A 20,972-nucleotide genomic window follows, 5' to 3' on the forward strand; every position below is an offset into this window, starting at 1 on the left:
CCCTTACTTCCCTTCCATCACTTTCCTTCACCGGTGTCCACGACAGACATCAGCAGCGCCGGAAGCTCACGCGCCCATCTCGCAACGGCGTCACCATCGACGGTTGCAGTCGAGAACTCTAAGTAGGCATGGACCGGGCCCGGGCCGACCGGCTCGTAGAAGCTGAGCGTCAGCTCCGCGGACGGCAACCCGACCGGCACCGGAACGAAGCCGTCCAGGACGCCGTCGAGCGCGTCGAAACGCGCCTGCTCGTGGTGTATCAGCATCACCTGCGGGAAGCGGCTTCCCGAACCGGCACCATCGATTTGGGCGACGACGTCGGCGAAACCGACATCCGAGTGATCGAGCGCGTCGAGATTGGAGACGCGGATCCGGGCGAGCAATTCCTCGAAGTCGGGCGTTCCGCTGGTGTCGGTCCGCATCACAACGAGGTTGAAGAAGCAGCCGACCATCGGCCCGAGCACGTCCTCGGATCGGCCCGCAACGAGCGAGCCGATCGGAATGTCGCTGCCCGCACCGTCCCTCGTCAGCAGTGTCGCCAACGCCGCTTGTAGCACCATGAACATGCTTGTCCCGGTGCGGCCGGCCAGCCTGTCGATCCTCTCGTGCAGACCGGCGTCGATCTCGATCGGCACCATCTCGCGGCGTGACTCACGCACCCCCGCCTGAGCGGGCAGAGGGATCCGGGACGGCATGCCCGACAGTCTCTTCCGCCAGTAGTCGAGCTGACGGGCGTGTCGGCTCTCCGGATCGGCCGGATCGCCGAGCAACAGGTGTTGCCACCGCACGTAGTCGGGGTACTCCACCGCGAGCGGGTCCCACTTCGGCTCGATTCCACCCGAACGGAATACATACGCGGACAACAGGTCCCCGAGCAGTGGCACTACCGACCACTCATCCACCGCGAGATGGTGCATCGTCAGCAGCAGCACCTGGCGCCCGGCGTCGTCACTGACCACATGCACCCGCAGCGGTGCCTCTCCGGTGAGATCGATCCGCAACTGCGCCAACTCGTATGCCCGACGGTGCAGATCGTCGTCGCCCACCTCGATCACGTCGATTCCCGGCCGCGGACCGTCGTAGGCGAACACCTCCGAACCGTCCGGAGCGAATACGGTTCGCAGCGTCACATGCCGGTCGACGACATCGTCGAGTGCCCGCGCCAACACGTCCGTGTCGATCGTCTCGCGCAGTTGCAGCGCGAGCGCATGGTCGGCGCGCGCGGACGAACCCGCCCCACGATGCCGCAACCAGTGCAGTCGCTGTGCCGGCGCCAACGGAACGGGCGTCGCGGCGCCGGTCGCGACCAGCACAGGCCGAGCGGGTGTGTTGCGGCGGCGGACGACGTCGGCCAGTTCGGCCACCGTCGGGGCGTCGAAGATGTCCCGAATGGTGATCTCGCACCCGAACAGGGCGCGGACCCGTCCGACGAGCTTCATCGACGCCATGGAGTGCCCTCCGAGGTCGAAGAAGCCGTCGTGGACACCGACCGCCGGCAGATGCAGGATCTCCGAGAAGGCCTCGCAGAGTTGCCGTTCGACCTCGTCGCGCGGGGTGCCGTCGCCGGCCAGGGCCGCCCAGTCAGGCGCGGGCAGCGCCTTGCGGTCGAGCTTGCCGTTCGGGGTGAGCGGCAGTGCACCCGGCAACACCACGACCATGGTGGGCACCATGTAGTCCGGAAGCAATCCCGCGGCATGCGCCCGGACCCCAGCGCCATCCAAAGGGCCATCCACGGCGACAACGGAATCCGCGCCGTCGCCGAACTCGGGTGAGACGTACCCGACGAGGCGGGTGATGCCGGCGTCCCGATCCGCGACTACCGCGGCCTGGCTGACCGCCGGATGGCTCGACAGCGCGGCGATGATCTCGCCGAGTTCGATCCGGAATCCGCGGATCTTCACCTGGTCGTCGACGCGGCCGAGGAAGTCGATGTTCCCGTCCGCCCGCCACCGGGCACGGTCGCCGGTGCGGTACATGCGACCGGGACCGAACGGATTCGCGACGAACCGTCCCGCCGTGAGCGCTGGCCTGCCGAGGTAGCCACGAGCCAGACCGCGCCCGGCGATGTACAGCTCACCCGCGATGCCCGGCGGCACCGGCCGCAGCAGGTCGTCGAGCACGTATGCCTGCTCGTTGGGGTCGGGGATGCCGATCGGTACCGCCTGCGTCCAACCCGGCTGCGCCTGCCACAGGGTGTTGTTGACGGTCGCCTCGGTGAGCCCGTAGGCGGCCAACAGATTCAGCCGCTCGGCCCAGCGCCCGATGAGGTCCGGTGGCACCGTCTCGGTACCCACCAGCACCGTGCAACCTTCCGGCACCAGACATCCCGGAGGCAGCGCCGCCATCAGCGACGGCGGCAGGATCGCGTGCGTGACGCCGCGCTCGTGCATGAAATCGGTCAGCTCCGGTCCGGCGACGCGCGCCTCCTCCGGGATGATCACCAACCTCGACCCGGTGCACAGCGCCATCGACAGTTCGAACACGGCGACGTCGAAGCCGACGGACGCGAACTGCATGACCACCGAACCGGTCGTGAGCCTCATCCGGTCCTCGGCCGTGGCAACCAGGCTCATGATGCCCTCGTGGGGCAGCACCGCACCCTTGGGCCGTCCCGTCGAACCGGACGTGTAGATGACGTAGGCCGCGTGGTCGAGGCCCGCCGGCGGAGTTGGCAGGTCGTCGGGTAGCGGACCTCCGAGTTCTCCCCGCACGTCCGGATCGTCGAGAAGCACCCTGGTCACGTCAGTGGCGACTCGCGCCGACTCGGGCGCCGTCGTGAGCAGGATCTCGGCATCCGGGTCATCGAGCATGTACGTGATGCGATCCGCCGGATGCGTGAGATCGAGCGGCAGGTACGCTGCGCCCAATCGCAGCACACCGAGCACCGCGGCGACCATATCGATTGATCGCGGAACGGCAAGCCCCACAACGCTTTCGGCACCAACTCCCCGTGAGGCGAGCACGCCGGCGATGCGCCGCGACCGCTCGTCGAGCTCGGCGAAAGTGGCCTCCCCGTCCCGGTCCGACACCGCCACCGCCTCGGGGGTGCGCCGCACCCAGAGGTCGAAGGCCTCCGGCAGCGTCAGCTCCTCGACCGGGCGGAAGGTGTCGTTGAACTCGTGCACAACGGCACCGCGTTCACCGTCGAGGAACACGTCGACAGCGGATACGCGGGTCGCGGGATTCGACGCGACCGCGCCGAGGACAGCCGTCTGACGGCGGGCGATGCGCGCGGCGGTGTCGTGGTCGAACAGATCGGCGCTGTACTCGAGCCGCAACTGCACCCGGTCCTCGTCGAGGAATTCGGTCCAATTGAACACGAGATCGAACTTGGCGCTGCGTTCCTCGATCGACACCGGCGCGAGCGCCAGGTCCGGCGACGACACAGGCTCGGCGGTTCGGCTGTGATAGCCGACCATCACCTGGAACAGCGGATTCCGTGCCAGCGTGCGCGCCGGATTGACACGCTCGACGACAGACTCGAACGGCACGTCCGCGTGCGAGAACGCCGCCAGGTCGAGCTCGTTGACCCGCGCCAGCAGCTGCGCGAACGTCGGGTCGCCCGAGACGTCGGTGCGGAGCACGACGGTGTTGACGAAGAAGCCGACCAGATCGTCGAGGCCCTGCTCGGCGCGACCGGCGACCGGCGCCCCCAACGGCAGGTCGTCGCCGGCACCGAGCCGGTGCAGCAGGGCGGCCGACGCGGCGTGCAGCACCATGAACATGCTCGCGCCACGGTCACGGGCGAGGGCTCGCAGTGCAACGGTCGTCTCGGCGGCGAGGTCGAGTTCGATTGCGCCACCGGCGAAGCTGGGCCGGGCGGGCCGCGTGCGGTCGGCCGGCAGCGCCAGTTCCTCGGGTGCGCCGTCGAGAACCTCTGCCCAGTAGTCCAGTTGGCGACTGATCAGCGAGTCCGCGTCGGACGGGTCGCCGAGAAGCGCCCGCTGCCACAACGTGTAGTCCGCATACTGCACCGGCAGCGGCGTCCAATCGGGTGCCTCGCCTTGGATGCGGGCCGTGTAGGCGACCATCAGGTCCCGCAGGAACGGCCGGTCCGACCATTCGTCGGTCGCAACGTGATGCAGAACGAGAGCAAGCACGTACTCGTCGTCACCGACCCGGACCACCGTGGCACGCACGGGGATCTCCGAGGCGAGATCGAACGGTCGGGCGACCGCGTCCGCGACCAGGCGACCGGCCCCCTCGGGCTGGGCGTCGAGAACGGTCACCTCGGGGTGGACGCCCTCGAGGATCACCTGAACCGGATCGCCGTCGTGCTCGTCGAACACCGTGCGCAGCACCTCGTGTCGGCCGACGACGTCACCGAGGGCCTGTGTGAACGCCTCCGCGTCGAGGGGACCGCGCAGGCGCAGCACGATGGGGAAGTTGTAGGCGGAGGACGCCGCTGTGTCCTTCTTGGTGCCCTGCTCGGCGCCCTCCCGGCTGCCCTTCTCGATCTGCTGAATCACCCAAAGCCGCTGTTGAGCAGGCGAGAGCGGCAGACGGTCGGGCCGCTGTCCCGCGACCAGGACCGGGCGGGTCGACTCGGATCGGTCCGCGATGCGTTCCGCTAGTTCGGCCACGGTGGGCGCCTCGAACAGGTCCCGCATCGTCAACTCGGCGGACAAGTCGCCGCGCGCCCGGCTCATGAGCCGGGTGGCGAGCAGCGAGTGGCCGCCGAGGTCGAAGAAGCTGTCGTCGATCCCGAGGCCCGCATCCTCGGGAAGCTCGAGAACCTCACCGAACAGTCGGCACAGAGTGTCCTCGACGAGGTTCCGCGGCGCGCGGGACTCGCCGTCGGCGCGTCCGAGGACGGTGTCCGCGGACGGCAGCGCACGCACGTCGAGTTTCCCATTGACGGTCATCGGCAGCGTCTCGACGGCGACGAAGGCGACCGGAACCATGTAGTCCGGCAGCGCCTTGCGCGCGTGGGCGGCCACCTCCTCGGACGCGGTCGCACGGGATGGCACAAGGTAGGCGACCAGGCGCTTGATGCCGCCCGGGCCGGCGTCGGCGATCACCGCGACCTGCCGCACCGAGTCGTGCTCGGCCAGCACCGATTCGACCTCGCCCAGTTCCACACGATGCCCGCGGATCTTCACCTGGTCGTCGGTGCGCCCGAGGAAGTCGATGTTCCCGTCCGGTCCACGCCGGACGAGATCGCCCGTGCGGTACATGCGAGCGCCGCCGCCGACGATCGGGTCGGCGACGAACCGCTCGGCGGTCAGCCCGAACCGGCCGAGGTAGCCGCGCGCGAGCCCGACACCGGAGATGTACAGCTCGCCCGCGACCCCGTCCGGGACGGGGCGGAGCCAGCCGTCGAGGATGTGCGCGACGGTGTTCCAGATGGGTCGGCCCACCGTGGGTGTCACGCTGTCGCCCGTGCCACCGCCGAGCGTGTTGATCGTGTACTCGGTGGGGCCGTACAGGTTGTAACCGCAGGTTCCGTCGGTCTGGCGCAACGCGTCCCACACCTGGTCGGAGACGGCCTCCCCACCGAGCAGGACCAGCGGAGGCCGGTGCTGTCCCGGCCCGTCGTCGAGCAAGCCCTCCTCGATCAGGTGCCGCGCGTAGGTCGGAGTCACGTTGACGACGTCGATCGCATGCCGGTCGCCGTACTCGACGAGCGCGCGTGCGTCGCGACGCAGCGTCTCGTCGCAGATGTGCACCTCGTGTCCTTCGACGAGCCACAGCAGCTCTTCCCAGGACATGTCGAAGGCGAAGGACACGGTGTGGGCGATGCGCAGCGTGCGCCCGCCCCCGGAACGAACGACGGGTTCGAAGATCTCCTCGCGGTGGTTGAACTGCATGTTGGTCAGGCCGCGGTAAGGCGTCACGACGCCCTTGGGTTTGCCGGTGGACCCCGACGTGTAGATCACGTACGCCGGATGGTCCATGCGGCCCGGGGTTCCGGGTGCGAAGCCGCCGAGTTCGGCGTCGGTGAGGACCGAGTCTTCGGTGGCGCGGAGCCTGTCCCACACCTCCTCGTCGTCGATCAACATCACATCGACCGTTGCCGCACTGAGGGTTTCGGCGACCTCAGTGGTGGTGACCATCGTCACCGGTCGTGCGTCCTCGAGCATCCCGACCAGACGCTCGGAGGGGTGATCGAGTTCGAGCGGGAGATATGCGGCACCGGTCCGCAGCACCGCGAACAGCGTGACGACGGTCTCCACCGACCGCGGCAGTGCCAGAGCGACGATCCGCTCCGGGCCGGCACCGTGCGCGAGCAGCATCCGGGCCAGGCGGTTGATCCTCGCGTCGAGGTCCGCGTAGGTGACGATGTCATCGCCGAACACCAGCGCGGTCGCGTCGGGGATCCGTTGCGCGGTTGCGCCGAAAAGGTCCGCGATCGTCGTCTCCGGCACCGGGTGTGCGGTCTCGGTGAGTCGCGCGTCGAGGCGGTCTCGGTCGGGCGGCGCGAGGGTGCCGGTCCGCCCGACCGGCAGGTCCACGTTGTCGGCGAACTGCTCGAGCAACCGCACGAATCCCGCCAGCAGGCGCTCGGTGTCGGACGCCGCCACCTTGTCGGGATGGAACTCGAACTTCACCTTGGTCTCGGCACCCGGGGTGACGACCACGGTCAGCGGGTAGTGCGTGTGGTCGATGCTGTCTCCGCCGCTGATGTCGTGGGCGGCGTGCAACGCCGACACCTGCCGCTCGTCGACGAAGTTCTGCAGCACGTACAGCACGTCGAACAGTTCGCGGTGCTCGCTCGTCCGCTGAATCGTCGCTAGTCCGAGGTAGTCGTACGGCATCAGTTCGAGCCGCTCGGACTGTGTGCGACGCATGAGATCCGCGACGGACTCGTTGGGCCGCAGCGACATCCGCACCGGCACGGTGTTGAGGAACATGCCGACCACGGAGTCGATGCCCGGCACCTCCGGCGGTCGGCCCGCGACTGTCGCACCGAACACGACGTCGCTGCGGCCGGTCGTGCCGGAAAGCACGAGCGCGAGGGCCGCGCTGAGGATCGCGTTGAGCGTCACGCCGGTACGGGCAGCCTGTGCACGCAGCCGCTCGCCGAGTTCCCGGGAGAGCACCGCGTCGCGGCGGTCGGGAAGCGCCGCAGCCTCGCCGGTGCGCCGAGCCAGCAATGTCGGCTCGTCGATCCCGGACAGCGCCCGTGCCCATGCGGCGCTGGCAGCGTCTCCGTCCCGTTCGGCGAGCCAGGACAGGTAGGAGTCGAATCCGTTCTCGGGCGTGAGGAATCCGGTGTCGTCGCCACCCGCCTCGTAGAGTGCGAGGAGTTGGCTGACGACGAGGCCGTTGGACCAGCCGTCCCACAGCAGGAACTGACGGTTGATCACCAGGCGGTCGCGTTCGTCGGACAGTCGCAGGACCATCGCCCGCCACAGCGGCGGTGCCGTCAGATCGAACGGGGTGAGCCGGTCCTCGAGCATCAGCTGCGCGGCGCGGGCCTCGCGGGCCCCGTCGTCCAGGTCACGCAGGTCGACCTCGATGATCGGCACGTCCAGTCCGGCGCTGACGAACTGCACCGGCGCGGTCAGCCCGGCGCCGACGAACCCGGCGCGCAGCGTCGGGTTGCGGCGTTGCAGCGTGCGGATGGCGGCGCCGAGCCGCTCGAGGTCCAGGTGCCGATCGAAGTCCAGCGAGAACTGGGCGGTGTAGATATCGGCGCCGTCGGCGATCGCGGCCTGGAAGTACAGGCCCTCCTGCAGCGGTGACAGCGGCCAGATGGTCTCCACCCCGGCCGGCGCCGCGGCGGTGACAGCGTCGATCTCGGACTGGGTGAGCGCGGCCAGCGGAACGTCAGACGGGGTGAGCAGTCCCGGACCGGTGTGACCGGACGCGAGCGCCGCGAGTTCCCGCAACGCGGCCGCCCAGCCGTCGCTGATCGCCTCGGCGTCCGACGCGGACAGGTCCGGCTCGGACCACCCGAACACTGCGCCGAGTACCGGGCCGTCGGGGGTGTCCTCGCACAGCGCGTTCACCAGTAGCCGGTATGGCCCGCTCATGTCGGCGTCGGGATCGGTTGCCAGCGAGTCGGTTTCGGGAGCGGTTGTCCACGGACCGACAAGGCCGGCGGGCATCCGGCCGAGGTAGTTGAACAGCACCTGCGCCTGGGCGCCGGCCCGCAGCAACCCGGCGGTGCGGCCGTTGACATAGCGCAGCATGCCGAAACCGATGCCACTATCGGGAGCCTCCCGCAGGCTCTCCTTGACGTCCTTGAGGACGTCGATCGGCGAGCCCCCCTCGGAAGTCCCCCCGGAAATCCCCCCGAACGGAACGGGCGCGCCCGCGGGCACGCTTCCCCGCAACCGGACCGGGGTGATGTTGGTGAACCAGCCGACGGTGCGGGACAGGTCGATGCCCGACACGAGTTCCTCACGACCGTGCCGTTCGAGGTCGATCAGCAGGTCGGCCTCGCGGCCCTGCCCGGCGAACCAGCGGTTGACCGCGATGCGCAGCGCGGCTACCAGCACGTCGGTGACGTCGGCGTGCGCGAGGGCGGGCACGGCCGTGAGCACGGCTTCGGTGTCGGCGACCGACAGCCGCACGCTCCGGCGCGATCCGGTCGCGATCGTGGCGTCCCCCTGCACGGACGGCACCAATTCGGCTCCGGGAGCGGTGACCTCGGTCCAGTGCGCCAGCTCGCGCAGACGGGCGGGCTGCTGCGCCTGAGCTGCGATGAGTTCCGCGTACTCCTTCACAGAGGTGCCCACCGGGTCCAGGGCGGCGGGCTCGCCGGACCGCGCCGCCACCCACGACATCGGCAGGTCCTCGAGCAGCACCCGCCACGACACCCCATCGACGACGAGGTGGTGCGCGACCAGCAGCAGCCGCCCGGGTTCGGCGTCGCCCGCGTCGAACCACACGGCCTCGAGCATCGCGCCCGACTCTGGGTCGAGACGGTCGGCCGCAGCGCTCGACTCGGACTCGATCACCGCTCGCAGCTGCGTGTCGTCGTAGCCGGCGACATCGACTCGGTGCAGCGACGGTGCGACCGTGCCCGGCGCGGCGATCTGCAGCGACCACACTCCCGCCGCATGCCGGGTCAACCGCTGGCGGAGCCCGTCGTGATGGTCGAGAACGGACTGCAATGCGGCCGTGAGGTTCTGGGTGGTGGCGCCGACGGGACTGTGCAGCAGCACGGTCTGGTTGAACCGCTCGGTGCCGCCGCTCCACTCCGAGAGCCGGTGGACGACGGGCAACGGTGCCAGGTCTCCGGTGGAGTCGACCGATTCGCGCACAGCGTCCCGCTGCTCGACAGGCGCGTCGTCGCCGATCAGTCGGGCCAGGGCCCGTGCGGTGCGTTGCTCGAAGATCTGCCGCGGGGTGATCGAGATGTTCTCGCGGCGAGCCAGGTTGACGAGCCGGATCGCAAGAATGCTGTCGCCTCCGAGGGCGAAGAAGTCGTCATCCTCCCCGACGGCGTCGAGACCGAGCACCTCGGCGACCAGTCCCGCGAGGGTCGACACACGAGGGGACGCCGACACACGAGGAGACAAGGCCGAATCCATTGTGCGCGTCGGTGTCGCGACGTTCGGTGCCGGGAGGGCGCGCCGGTCCAGCTTGCCACTCGGGCTCAGCGGGAGAGCGTCGACGACCACGAACGCGGCGGGCACCATGAACCCGGGCAATGTCCGCGCGAGGTGACGGCGAACGGATTCGATATCGAGGCCGGGGTCGGCTACGAGGTACCCGACCAGTTGCTGATGGCCGGGGACGTCCTCCCGGATCACCGCGGCGGCCCGGGTGACGTCGGCGTGCGACGCCAACTGCGCCTCGATCTCGCCCAACTCGACGCGGAAGCCCCGCAGCTTGACTTGATCGTCGGCGCGTCCCAGGAACTCGATCGCGCCGTCCCCGTTCCGGCGCACGAGGTCGCCGGTGCGGTACATGCGGTCGCCGGGCGCGCCGAACGGGTCGGCGACGAACCGGTCGGCGGTCACCGCGGCGCGGCCCAAGTAGCCACGCGCCAGCTGTGGGCCGGCCAGGTACAGCTCACCCACTCCCCCGTCGGCGACGGGCAGCAGGTACGGATCCAGGACGTACAGAGCGGTGTTCGAGACCGGTAGACCGATCGGCACCGCGGTCGCCTCGGCCGGCAGGGCCTGCACCGCCGCGGCGCAGCTGACCTCCACCGAGGCCTCGGTGGGTCCGTACAGGTTGTCGAGGACAGCGCCGGGCAGCACGTCGGAGAACCGGCGTGTCACCGCGAGCGGTAGCGCCTCACCGCTCGAGGCGACCACCCGTAGACCACCGCACGCCCGCGCCTTGGGCTCGGCGAGGAACAATTCGAGCATCGACGGCACGAAGTGCGCGCGGGTGATCCGTGTCTCGGCGATCAACTCCGCCAGGTACTGCGGATCACGGTGGCCGTCGGGCCGTGCCAGAACGAGCGTCGCCCCGGCGAGGAGCGGGCCGAAGAACTCCGGAACCGAGACGTCGAAACTCGACGGAGTCTTCTGCAGCACGCGATCGGTGGCGAGGATCGGTCGGAAGGTCTGCATCCACAGCAGCCGGTTCACCACTCCCGAGTGCGGGACCACGACACCCTTGGGCCGTCCGGTGGAGCCGGACGTGTAGATCACGTACGCCGGATGCTGCGGGCTCAGTGCGACCTTGGGTCGCTCGGCCGGGTACGCGTCGAGGTCGACTTCGTCGACGGCGATCGTCTCCCCTGTATCGCGCGGCAGGTCCGCTACGGCACCCGCCGACGTCAGCACGCACACCGGAGCCGAGTCCTCGAGCATGTACCCCAGTCGCTCGGCCGGGTACCCGGTGTCGAGGGGCACGTAGGCGCCTCCGGCCTTGCCGACCGCGAGCAGTGCCACCATCAAGTCGAGGGAGCGCGGCAACGCGACGGCCACCCTCGACTCGGGACGAACCCCACGCCCGATCAGCAGGTGCGCCAGTCGGTTCGCCCGCTCGTGGACCTGCGCGTAGGACAGCGCCCGGCCCTCGAACTCCACTGCGATCGCGTCGGGGGTCCGCTCAGCCTGCGCCTCGAGCAGTGCGGGGACGGTCGTGTTCGGGAACTCGGTTCGCGGGGTGGGCGAGGGCCGGTCGGCCAACTCGACCGAGGCGACCGGGCGGTCGATCTTCTCCGGGAGCAGAGACAGGACGGCCAGCAGTCCGTCGGCCATCTGCGCCGCGGTCGCGTCGCCGACGCGGGCGGTGTCGTACTTGACCTCGAACCGCAACCGGTCACCGGGCACCGCGATCAGCGTCAACGGGTACGGCGGGTGCTCGTCGAACCGGATTCCGGTGATCTGCACGGCGCCCGACGGATCGGCGATCGACGTGTTGCCGATCGGATAGTTCTCGACCACGACGAGCGTCTCGAACAGTTCCTGCAGACCGGTCAGACGACGCAGTTCACCGAGGCCCACGTACTGGTGGTCGAGCAGCCCCGACTGCTCGGACTGCCAGCGCGAGAGGATCTCCGCCGGGGTCTCCTCGGTGGACAGCCGCAGCCGAGCGGGAACGGTGTTGATGAACAGGCCGACCATCGCCTCGATGCCGGGCAGATCGCCGCCACGGCCGGACACCGTCGACCCGAACAGCACGTCGCGACGTCCGGTCAGCCGGGCCAGCAGCATGCCCCACGCACCGTGGATGAGCGTGCTGGTCGTCAGTCCGCGCTCACGGCCGAGCCGCTCGAGCGCCTCCGTCGCAACCGCCGACAACGCAACCTCGACGCTGCGAACCCCGGTCGGACCGGCGGTCGGCGTCCCGGGCAGGGTGGGCGGCTCGTCCGCTCCGGCGAGCGCGACGCGCCACGCGTCGACCGAGGCGTCGCGGTCCCGGGACCCCAGCCACTCGAGGTAGGCCCGGTACAGGGCCGGGGCGGGAAGGGCGGGTGGCGCGCCGGCCGGGCTGTAAAGCGCCATCAACTCGCGCAGCATCACCGGCACCGACCAGCCGTCCGCGACGACGTGGTGGATCGACTGCATCAGCAGGAACCGCGCCCGATCGATCCGCACCAGGGTGTAGCGGACGAGTGGCGGACGTTCGAAGTCGAAGCCGCGCAGCCGATCAGCGGCGAGTAGACGGTCGACCGCGTCCGACCAGTCGGGGTCGCCGGACAGGTCCAGCACCGTCATGGGAACGTCGGCTCGCGCCGAGACCACCTGCACCACCCGGCCGTCGGACAGCGGGCACAGTCCCGCCCGGAGCGCGTCGTGCCGGTCGACGACGGCCTGCAGCGCACGGTGCAGGGCGATCGCGTCGACCTCGCCGGTCAACTCCACGATCTGCTGGACGACGTATGGGTCGGGTTCCGTCTCGGCGGACCCGTCACGCTCGTCGACGCTGCGCTCGTAGACGCTGTGGAAGTAGATGCCGTCCTGCAGCGGGGTGGTCGGCAGGACCTCGGACAACGTCGGTGTCGACTCGGCGAGGTGGTCGACGTCGGCCTGCGCCATCGGCACCAACGGAAAGTCCGACGGGGTGTGGCCACCGTCCACCGCGGACGCGGCGACCTCGTGCAGGACAGCGTCCCACTGGGCGGCGAACTCGTCGACGTCGGCCTGAGACAGCACTCCCCCGGCCCGTGTGAACGTGGTGTGCAGCGTCGGCCCGTCGGGGCCGTCGGTGGCGATCACGTCGACGGTGAGGGCGTGTCCGATCGGCATCGCCGGATCGCTGCCACCGCCGGTCGCGGTGGGCAGCCAGTCGACACCCACGCCGGACGCGACCCGACCGAGGTAGTTGAACAGCACCGGCGGCGTGGTGCCAGCTCTGAGAGCATCACCCGATCCGCTCAGGAATCGCAGTGCGCCGTAGCCGAATCCGCTGTTCGGGACGCGGCGGAGCTGTTCCTTGACGGACCGAAGCGCGAACGGGACATGATCGGTCTCCATCTGCAGGCGGACCGGGTAGACGGTGGTGAACCAGCCGACCGTGCGCGAGACGTCCAGTGCGGTGCCCGGCCGGCGCACGAGGTGTTCCTCGCGGCCGTGGCCCTCGAGCTCGACCAGGACGTCGGTGCGGTCGCCGCCGCGCCAGCGCCGCAGCGCGAGCGCCAGCGCCGCGACGAGGACATCACCGACACCGGTGTGGTAGGCGGCGGGCACGTCGGCGAGCAGCGGGGCGGCGATCTCCGACGTCGTCTGCGCGGTCGTGGTGTCCGCCTCGGCCCACGTGTCGCGAGTGGGATCGACGGCACGCGAACCGATCTCGAGCGAACCGGGGGCCGTCACCGACCACCAGTAATCGAATTCGTCCTCGAACGCCCCGGCACGGGCTCGCTCCTCCAGCAGCTGCGACCAGCGGCGCAGCGACGTCCCAGCCGGCGGTAGCTCCACACCTGACGCGGCGTCGGTCCCACCGGCGAGAGCTGCGGCGGCGCGCGCGAAGTCCTCGACGATGATCCGCCACGACACCCCGTCGACGACGAGGTGGTGGCCCACGAGCAGTAGCTGCCCGGGCGCAATCTGCCCGGACCCATCCGCCGCGCGGTGGAACAGCACTGCCTGCAACATGATTCCGGACTCGGGGTCGAGCAGATCGACAGCGGCCTCACGCTCGTCGGCGACGAGGGCGTCGACGTCATCCAGGCCTTCGGGGAGTTCGGAAACGTGGACTGTCACCGGCACACTCTCGTCGGGTACCACGAGCGTTCCGGTCTGCCGGTCCCAGCGCGCCCGCAGCGCGTCGTGCCGATCGACGACCGCCTGCAGGGCCGCGGTCGCGGTCTCCTCATCGAATCCGGGCGGGGTCTGCACCAGCACCCACTGGTGAAAGGTGCGCACGTCGGCGCCGGCGCCGCACACGCGGGCGACAACCGGCGTCGCCGCCAACGCACCCGCCGCGACGTCGTCGGTGTCGGCCCCGTCGGCGACCCGCACGTGCAGCGCGGCCGCGAGCGCGCCCGCGGTTCGTAGCTGGAACACGTCGCGAGCGCTGACCGAAAGACCTTCACAGCGGGCCTGGCTCACGAGTTGGATCGCGACGATGCTGTCTCCGCCGAGCGCGAAGAAGTCGTCGGTCACGCCCACCTGCTCCAGCCCGAGTACGCCGGCGATCAGCGCGCACAGCGTCGCCTCGAGGTCGGTGCGCGGTGCGACGTGCTCGGCGGCCGCGGCCAGATCGGGTTCGGGCAGTGCCCGGCGGTCCAGCTTCCCGTTCGGGGTCAGCGGAAACGCATCGAGCACCACGAACGCCGACGGCACCATGTACTCGGGCAGCCTGTCCGCCGCCCAAGCCCGAAGGTTGTCGCCGGTGACCTCATCATCGCCGTTCGTAACGACATACGCCGCCAGATAATTCGACCCAGCCGGTGTCTTGCGGACCAGGACGGCACTGTGTCGCACGTCCGGGTTGGAGGCCAGTGCGGCCTCGACGTCCTCGAGCTCGAGGCGCATTCCGCGGATCTTGACCTGATTGTCGGCGCGGCCGAGGAAGTCGAGGCTGCCGTCCGCGGCCCACCGCGCCAGATCGCCCGTGCGGTACAGCACCGAGCCGTCGTCCGCGAACGGGTTCGCGACGAAACGCGAGGCCGTGAGTCCGGGCGCACCGACGTACCCGCGTCCGAGGAGATAGCCGCCCGCGTACAACTCCCCGCCGATCCCCTCGGGGACCGGGCGCAGCTGGGAGTCGAGCACGTAAAGCTGGGTGTTGGGGTTGGGACGGCCGATCGACGTGGCGATACGAGAGGCATCGTCGCGGTAGATCACGTGCGAGACACCGATGGTCGCCTCGGCGGGCCCGTACCCGTGGTAGAGCGTCGTCGACAGCTGGCGCCGGAATCGGTCGAACAGGTCCGGGGTCAGCACCTCCCCGCCGCACCACACGTGCCGTAGCCCGGACAGCATGTTAGTGCCGCGGGCGAGGTCGAGCAGGACGTCCAGCATCGACGACACCAGGTACACGAACGTCACCCGTTCGCGCGCAATGAGATCGAGCAGATACTGCGGATCGCGTTCGCCGCCCGGTTCGGTGACGACCAGGCGCCCACCCGAGACGAGCGGCAGCAGGATCTCGTTGACAGAGATGTCGAACGACAGCGGCGCCTTGAACAGCGACGCATCGTCGGCACCGAAGCCGAGGACCCGGTCGCGTTGCCACACCAGGCGGGCGCAGATGGCCTCGTGGCGGATCATCGCGCCCTTGGGGCGACCGGTCGAGCCGGATGTGAAGATCACGTACGCGAGGCGACGGCCGTCGAGTTCGGGATCCGACAGGTCGGTGGGCAGGTCCTTGTGCGCCCAGTCGTCGAGATCGACCAGGACGGAATCGGTCCCCGCGTCGACGCCGCCCGGGCCGGTGAGCACCAGGCGGGCGCGGGCGTCGGCGCGGACGCCGTCGCGGCGCTCCTGAGGCCACGACGGATCGAGCGGCACGAACGCGCCGCCAGCGCACAGCACCGCGAGCAGGCCGACGACCATCTCGGCCGACCGCGGCAGTCCCACCGCCACGACCTCCTCGGGCGCCAGCCCCCGCTCGCGCAGGTGGTGCGCCAGCTGTGCGACCCGCTCGGAGAGCTCGCGGTAGGTGAGCCGACGGTCGCCCGCCACGAGTGCCTCGGCGTCGGCATCCCGGCGGACGGCGTCGGCGAAGAGCTGCGGAACGGTGTGTGACGGCTGCGGTTCGGCGGTGTCGTTCCAGTCGACGAGCACGCGCTGCCGCTCGTCGTCGGTCATCGGTTCGAGCGCACCCACAGCGACCATGGGATCTTTCAGGAATTGAGACATGAAGTGCATCAGTCGATCCCGGTGCCGCATCAGCTCATCGCGATTTCCGGCGGGTGCGCGCAGGTCGATGCGGATCGGTTCGCCGTCCTCGCCGCCCTGGATCGAGAAGTCGAGGTCTCGAACCGGCCCCGTGACCGAGCTGCGGACGCGCGTCGGGTAGCCGTCGAGCTCGACCGGATGCTCGAACATCATCGAGTTGATGCCCGGCCCGAAGACGCGACGGTCCGGGTCGATCGCCCGCACCTCGCGGTCGAGATCTCCACCGCGGTAGCGGCCGTGCCGCAACGCCGTGACCAACCGTGCGTCGATCGCGCGGGCGAGCTCCCCGACCGTCGCCGCCGGGTCCACGTGGAACGTCACCGGCAGGATCGTCGACGCCATGCCCGGTGTACGGCGCATCGCGCGCCCGACGCGGGCTGCCATCGGCACCGACACCGTCAGGTCCCGCAGGCCGGTGACGCGGTGCAGGTACGCAACGAGCAGCGCCATCGGCAGGCGGGTGCGCCGGATTCCCGCCTCGGCCGCGAATGCGTACAGCGCGTCGGCGATCGCGGCGTCGATGAGTACCGTCGTGGACTCGGGTGGCCCCGACATCCCTGCCGCGTCGGTACCGCCGGCGCACAGCTGCGGCGGCTCGGGCGCCTCGAGAACCTCGGCGAGCCAGTAGTCGCGGTCGGCGGTGAAACGGGCCGAGTTGCGGTACTCGAGATCGGCGTCGACGAACTTGCGCAGCGACCACTGTCCCGCCTTCGACCCGAGGTCCTGATCCCCGAGGTTCGGATCGCCGTAGCGCGCGACCACATCCGCGACGATCAGCGAGATGCCGAGGCCGTCGACGATGCTGTGGTGATAGCGCTGGTACCAGACCACGTGGTCATCGGCGAGTCGGAACACCGCATGGGCGAACAGCGCGTCGCCGCCGGTGACGTCGACGACGGTAGCCATGTCGCGGTCCATCCAGGCCTGCGCCGCGCCCTCGGGGTCGGCGGCGTCACGGACATCGACCACATCGAGCGGCCACGCATCGCTCGGTGCGGGTACCTGGCGCAGCGTCCGATCGTCGTCCACCCGGAACCTGACGTGCAGTGCCTCGGCAGCCGTGACGGTGCGGCGGATCGCCGCGGCGAGCCGGTGCAGATCGATCGAACCGGTGACCTCGCCGACGAGGGAGAGGTTGTAGACGGTGCTCAGCGGGTCGAGCTGCTGCGCAACGAGGATCTCGGACTGTGCGGCAGTGACGGGCAGATCAACCACGGACTGGTCGAGCAAGGGGGCAGCCGAGTGGTGGTCCGCAGACATACAAATCCGATCGTCCGTCATGGTGCGCCGCAGTCGAGACGGTCGCAGAGAACGGACTTTAGGATAGGCTAACCCACATCATCGAAGCCATCTGCCCGCTGACCTCACTCGACCGGCGAGATCGACCACCCGAGGTCAGCCGCCGAGGAAGTCCAGAATCACCTTGTTCACGGCCTCGGGGCGCTCGAGGTAGCCGTAGTGCCCGACGTCGGAGATCTCCTGGTAGGTCGCGCCCGGAATGGCGTCGGCAACTTCCTTCGAGAGGTAGGCGGGGATCATCCGGTCGTCCGCGAAGCCGACGGCCAGGCACGGCCGGGTGATGCCCCGGTAGGCACTCCGCCGGTCGAAGTCACGGTTCATCGCCAGCTGTGCCCGCAAGCCGGGCGAGGTTTCTCCACCGGAGAACTCGAAGACGTCGAGCCAGTCGCGGGCCGCGTGCTGGTCGGCGAGCGTCGCGGGTGACAGATTCATGACCGCGGTCACCGCCGCGCGGTACTTCGACGGCAGCGTGATGCCTGAGTCCATCAGGTCGCGTTCACCCTCGTTGAGGGTTTGCTGGAATCGGTCCATCCGGGCGTGACCGGCGAGGAACACGGCACTGCGAACGAGTTCGGGTCGCGTGAGCGCCAACTCCTGCGCTATCCGGGCGCCCATCGACGTGCCCACGACGTGCGCGCGACCGCCGAGCAACTCGATCAGACCCGCGGTGTCGGCCACCATGTCCTCGATCGTGATGCCGTCGGCGCTTTCCCCCGACGGAGCGATGCCGCGGTTGTCGAACGTGCACACCTGGTAGCCGGCAGCCACCAGCGAAGGGACCTGGTGCAGATCCCACACGCGGCCTGGGCTGCCCGTCCCCATGATCAGGACGACGAGGTCTCCCTCACCCTTGACCTGGTAGTTCAGGGGAATCCCGTTGACGGTGGCAATGGGCATGTCGGCCTTCCTCGTGCTGCGTTCGCTCCATCGAATAGGGTTGGGTAACCTAATTCATCGTCGTCGCGAGTGGCGGCTTTTCCGGCACAACCCGACCAGGAGGATCGCGTTGAGAGTCGCCACGCTGGGCTACCAAACCTGGGGCCACCGTACCTTGCAGGCGGTCCTCGATTCCGATCATGAGGTGGTCCTGGCCATCACCCATCCGAAGAGCAAGCACGCGTACGAGAAGATGTGGGCGGACTCGGTCGCCGACCTCGCCACCGAGCACGGAGTTCCCGTTCACATCGCGAACCGACCCGACGAAGACTTCAAAGCCGCACTGAAGACCGCCCAGCCGGACATCATCGTCGCCAACAACTGGCGGACGTGGCTGCCGCGTGACGTGTTCGACGCACCGCGCTACGGCACCCTCAACATCCACGACTCGCTGCTGCCGAAGTACACCGGCTTCTCCCCGCTGATCTGGGCGCTCATCAACGGCGAGGAAGAGGTCGGCCTGACCGCGCACCTGATGGACGAGGAACTCGATGCCGGCGACATCGTCCTGCAGCGCAGCACCCCGGTCAGCCCCGAGGACACCGTCACCGACCTGTTCCACCGCACTGTGGACATGATCGGCCCGATCACGCTCGACGCGCTCGCGCTCATCGAATCCGGCCGCACCGACTGGACGCCGCAGGACCGCTCGAAGGCCACGTTCTTCCACAAGCGCTCCGAGGAGGACAGCCGCATCGACTGGACCTGGCCGGCCGACGCCATCGAGCGCCTGGTGCGCGCGCAGTCGGACCCGTACCCGAACGCGTTCACCACGTTCAAAGGCCAGCGGATTCGCGTGCTGCGGTCGTCGGTGTCGAAGGGCAACTACGGCGGCACCCCGGGCCGGGTCTTCATCCACGAGGGAGACGGCATGATCATCGTCGCCGGACCCGACGCCCGTACCGGACAGAACAAGGGCCTCGTCATCGAGCGCGTCCGCCTCGACGACGGCACCGAGATGTCGGGCACCGAGTTCTTCCCACATGGTGGCGGGTATCTGGGGCGCTGAGGCCCTGCTGGAACGACCGCGACACCCGTCAGCGGCAGGTACACCAGAGGGCACACCGAACGGTTCCCCGAATCCCTCGAGTAAACACAGATCACCGGAGCGAAATCACCCTTAAGGGACGGCAAGTAGCGCCGACCGGTGCCGTTCTCATAGAGTCGCAGTCAGAACCGCCTGCGGAGAAGTCCCAGCAAGCCCGGAAGGAACAAGATGGCCGCGAAGACGACCACCGAGAACGACATCGCGGATGAGGACCTCGAGCCCGTAGCCGACGAGACCGCCCGGCAGGCCCAGCGCGTCGTCGCTGCTTACGCCGCCGACGCCGACGAATGCCGGATGCTGCTCTCGATGCTCGGTATCGGTCCGAACCCTAAGAGCGACTGACCCCGACTCTCTAGAACGGCAGCGTCCGAAACACGACACAGCACAAGCAAACACATAACACAGACAAAACAGAAGGAGCGGGAAATCCGGTGACTGCACCCTCGGGATCGACGACGAGTTCCGAGGGTTCCGTATCTCTGGAAAGACCTGCCGAAGCCGACAACGCGGGTCGCACCGGATCCAAGTTCGTCGTCGTCGCGAACCGGCTCCCGGTCGATCTCGAAAAGCTGCCCGACGGCACGACTCGCTGGAAACGCAGCCCCGGCGGACTCGTCACCGCTCTGGAGCCGATCCTGCGAAGCAACCAGGGCGCCTGGGTGGGCTGGCCCGGTGTCGCCGACGTCGATCTCGACCCGATCGTCGAGGAGGGTCTCGACCTCTACCCCGTACGGCTGAGCGCGCAGGAAGTCGCCGACTACTACGAGGGCTTCTCCAACGCCACCCTGTGGCCGCTGTACCACGACGTGATCGTCAAGCCGGAGTACCGGCGCGAATGGTGGAACGCGTACGTCGAGGTCAACCGTCGCTTCGCTGAGGCCACATCCGCGGCGTCGGCCGAGGGCGCCACGGTGTGGATTCAGGACTATCAGCTGCAGCTGGTACCGAAGATGCTGCGGATGCTGCGCCCCGACCTGACCATCGGCTTCTTCCTGCACATCCCGTTCCCCCCGGTCGAGCTCTTCATGCAGATGCCGTGGCGGCGCGAGATCGTCGAGGGGCTGCTCGGGGCCGACCTCATCGGCTTCCATCTCCCAGGTGGCGCACAGAACTTCATGTATCTCGCGCGCCGCCTCGCGGGGCAGCAGACCTCCCGCGGGGCCGTCGGAGTCCGGTCCAAGCTGGGCGTCGTGCAGGTCGGGTTCCGCACAGTCCGCGTCGGCGCGTTCCCCATCTCGATCGACTCGGGCCAGCTCGACGAGATATCGCGACGCAGGTCGATTCGCCACCGCGCCAAGCAAATCCGCAAGGAGCTCGGTGGCCCCAAGTACATAATGTTGGGCGTCGACCGCCTCGACTACACCAAGGGCATCGATGTCCGGCTCGACGCTCTGTACGAACTTCTCGAGGAGGGTCGCATCGACCCCGCCGACACGGTCATGGTTCAGCTCGCGACCCCGAGCCGCGAGCGGGTCGACAGCTACGTGCAGATGCGCGGCTCGATCGAACAGACCGTCAGCCGCATCAACGGAGAGTACGCCCAGGTCGGCCGGCCGGTCGTGCACTACATCCACCGTCCCATCGACCGCGACGAGCTGATCGCGTTCTTCGTCGCCGCCGACCTCATGCTGGTGACGCCGCTGCGTGACGGCATGAACCTGGTCGCCAAGGAGTACGTGGCCTGCCGCAGCGACCTCGGTGGCGCTCTCCTACTGAGCGAATTCACAGGCGCGGCAGCGGAACTCCGCCAGGCTTTCCTGTGCAACCCGCACGACCTCGACGACGTCAAGGACAAGATGGAGGCGGCGCTCCACCAGAAGCGCGAGGACGGCCGACGCCACATGCGTGCCTTGCGCCGCCAGGTCTTGGCGCACGATGTCGACCGCTGGGCCCGATCCTTCCTCGACGCACTCGCGAAGCATGGCGTCGCCGGGTCTGCACTGCTGCCCTCCGACGCCGAGCTCAGCGAATAGCCCTGCCACCGA

Annotated in this window: 5 protein-coding genes; 3 read left to right on the top strand and 2 right to left on the bottom strand. The window is 69.1% G+C overall.

The window, feature by feature from the left end; translation table 11 throughout:
- Window positions 1-17 precede the first annotated feature (17 nt).
- Window positions 18-16,964, bottom strand: coding sequence for a non-ribosomal peptide synthetase (locus EF834_RS03795; protein ID WP_127945855.1), 16,947 nt, complete (start codon window positions 16,962-16,964; stop codon window positions 18-20).
- Window positions 16,965-17,099: 135 nt separating this feature from the next.
- Entirely contained in the window at window positions 17,100-17,900 is an 801-nt protein-coding gene (locus EF834_RS03800; RefSeq protein WP_127945856.1) for an alpha/beta fold hydrolase, read from the bottom strand.
- Between the two features lie 109 nt (window positions 17,901-18,009).
- Between EF834_RS03800 and EF834_RS03805 the strand changes: the two genes are divergently transcribed.
- The 3 genes from EF834_RS03805 to EF834_RS03810 all read left to right on the top strand — a co-directional run bounded on the left by EF834_RS03805 (window position 18,010) and on the right by EF834_RS03810 (window position 20,960).
- Entirely contained in the window at window positions 18,010-18,948 is a 939-nt protein-coding gene (locus tag EF834_RS03805) for a methionyl-tRNA formyltransferase (protein WP_127945857.1), read from the top strand.
- A 207-nt stretch (window positions 18,949-19,155) separates the two neighbouring features.
- The gene (locus EF834_RS18155) at window positions 19,156-19,329 is read left to right on the top strand and encodes a hypothetical protein (RefSeq protein ID WP_164873425.1); all 174 of its coding nucleotides are present in this window, start codon (window positions 19,156-19,158) and stop codon (window positions 19,327-19,329) included.
- A gap of 137 nt (window positions 19,330-19,466) precedes the next feature.
- The gene (locus tag EF834_RS03810; RefSeq protein ID WP_127946061.1) at window positions 19,467-20,960 is read left to right on the top strand and encodes an alpha,alpha-trehalose-phosphate synthase (UDP-forming); all 1,494 of its coding nucleotides are present in this window, start codon (window positions 19,467-19,469) and stop codon (window positions 20,958-20,960) included.
- Window positions 20,961-20,972 lie beyond the last annotated feature (12 nt).

Origin of the sequence: Rhodococcus spongiicola, assembly GCF_004011835.1 — a bacterium.
Classification (GTDB): Bacteria; Actinomycetota; Actinomycetes; order Mycobacteriales; family Mycobacteriaceae; genus Prescottella; species Prescottella spongiicola.

Coding starts and splice junctions, on each gene's coding strand:
- EF834_RS18155 (WP_164873425.1), top strand. CDS start 19,156: ATGGCCGCGAAGACGACCACCGAGAACGACATCGCGGATGAGGACCTC.
- EF834_RS03795 (WP_127945855.1), bottom strand. CDS start 16,964: ATGTCTGCGGACCACCACTCGGCTGCCCCCTTGCTCGACCAGTCCGTG.
- EF834_RS03800 (WP_127945856.1), bottom strand. CDS start 17,900: ATGCCCATTGCCACCGTCAACGGGATTCCCCTGAACTACCAGGTCAAG.